The organism is Nonomuraea sp. NPDC050202 (assembly GCF_040656115.1).
Classification (GTDB): domain Bacteria; phylum Actinomycetota; class Actinomycetes; order Streptosporangiales; family Streptosporangiaceae; genus Nonomuraea.
Window position 1 is genome coordinate 1 of record NZ_JBFALF010000115.1, and the last position, 2,102, is coordinate 2,102.

General features: G+C 71.0%; 1 protein-coding gene. It reads right to left on the reverse strand.

All coding sequences use genetic code 11. The features are described from left to right. Positions 1–365: 365 nt before the first annotated feature. Positions 366–1,802, reverse strand: a complete 1,437-nt coding sequence (locus tag AB0I79_RS63275; protein ID WP_357896381.1) for a serine/threonine-protein kinase — start codon at positions 1,800–1,802, stop codon at positions 366–368. Positions 1,803–2,102: the final 300 nt, after the last annotated feature.

Here is a 2,102-nt window from a genome sequence, read left to right on the forward strand (position 1 = left end):
TTGCCGGCGGCGAGGTTGGTGTCGGCCGCGGCGTGCGCGGGCGGCGCGGCGAGGAATCCGATGAGTAACGCAAGGGCGGCTAACAGTGCTCTCATAGGGGGTCGGCCCTTCGGGTAAGACGGATGGCCGAACCATAAGATGTCGAGCAGATGGCCGCAATATTTCGACGAGATTGCGCAAAGAAATAACTTTGACATTCCGGCGAATGAGGGATCTTCGCCCTGGTGACGCCCCGGGGCTGGGTTGCCGGGGGCGCAGGGCGGAGCGCAAGCGGCTACGTCGGATGAGCGTAAGAAGGACGCAAGACTTGCGCTCCGCGGCGGGTCAGCTTGCGGAGCCGGACGTCAGACCGTGCAAGGGACGCCCTACAGCCCCACGAGCGCGATGATCACGGACGTCAGCGCGACCGGCCCCATCACGGCCACCGTCACCACCGTCGCGGTGTGGCCGGGCAGAAGGCGGGCCAGGATGCCCGAGGCGGCCCGCCGTACCGCTCCGGCGCCGGGCAGCACGAACAGCCCCAGCGTGAACGCGCCGGCGGCCAGCGACTCCGCGTGGCTGGTGCTCAGCCGCCCTGCCAGGTGCAGCAGGCCCGCCGCGGCGATGCCGAAGGCCAGCGACAGGAGCAGGTGCCCCATCGCCACCAGCGCAGCCCTGGTCAGCTCCGGGCGCTCCTCGGCGAAGTAGTGGTCGCCGGCGCGCAGCGCCAGCGACAGCGCCGCCACCAGCAGACCCACCACGACCGGCATGACGACGGTCAGCGCCACCAGCGTGACCAGCGCGAGCACCCCGACGAACCCGCTGCTCTTCAGGAACCGCCGCAGCTCGAACGGCTCCGCGGGCTTGGGCGGCGGCGACGGGCGGCGCTCCTGCGGCCGCTCGGCGTGCAGGGTGGGCGCCGGCGCCTCCTGCTCGCGCCTGCGGGCGTACTCGACCGGCGGGAGCAGGTCGGAGATGGTGTTCATGGCCACCGTACGGCCGCCCCGCGCCTGTGGCCTGCGGCCCCCGGGGTCGAGCGCTCCGGCCGTCCGCAGCAGCTCGCCCGCGCTGGGGCGGGCCGACGGATCGACCTGCAGCGCCCTGCTCAGCCAGTCGCGCAGCCAGGCCGGCGCCTTGTCGATCTGCGAGCGCCCCTCCATCGTGTTGAAGCAGACCGCCTCGAACGTCCCCGTGCCGAACGGCGGCAGGCCCGTGGCGGCGAAGAACACCGTCGAGGCCAGCGCGTGCACGTCGGCCGCCTGCGTGATCTGCGAGCCACGGATGATCTCCGGCGCCAGGTAGCCAGGCGTGCCGACGAACATCCCGCTCTGCGTCAGCCTGGCCGCGTCCACCAGGTGCGCGATGCCGAAGTCGATGACCAGGGGCCGCCCGTCGACCATCATGACGTTGGACGGCTTGAGGTCGCGGTGGATCACGCCGGCCGCGTGGATGTCCACCAGCGCCTGGCACAGCCCCTGCGCGAGCCTGATGACCTCGTGCGGCTGCAGCGGGCCCCCGGACAGCACGGTGTCCTCCAGCGTGCGGCCGGGCGCGAACCGGGTCACGACGTACGGCCGGGCGCCGGACAGCTCGGCGTCGAGCACCTCGGCGACGTACGAGCTGCGCACCCGGCGCATGGTCTCCACCTCGCGGAACAGCCGGTCACGCGCCTTGAGGTCGGCGGCCACGTGCGGGTGCAGCACCTTGATCGCGACTTCTCGGCCCGCGCCGTCGAGACCGAGGTGGGCGACCCCCATGCCGCCCTCACCGATCTTCCTGACCACCCGGTAAGGGCCTAGATGCTCGTACGTCTGAGTGCTCATTCCCGACGTCATCCTCCGTTTTCCCCCGTGTGCCGCGCTTTTCGTGTGCACCGGCCCCGACATTCTCCCGCAGCACGTCCCCCAAAATGCACAGTAAGCGAAGATCTGTCCGAGTGCGGCGCCTGCCGGGTATGCAGGCGCCGCACCCGGCGCACGTCAGATCTCCTCGACGCTGCTCGGCTCGCGCCGGGACAGGTCGATGCCCAGCTCCTCCGCGGCGCGGAAGACGTCCTCGTCGGTGTCGCGCATCTCGATGGACATGCCGTCGCTGGAGAGCACCTCGACGTTGAGGCACAGCGA

What these genes read in the sequence shown, in the direction of transcription:
- AB0I79_RS63275 (WP_357896381.1), bottom strand. Translation starts at nt 1,802, where the DNA reads ATGAGCACTCAGACGTACGAGCATCTAGGCCCTTACCGGGTGGTCAGG.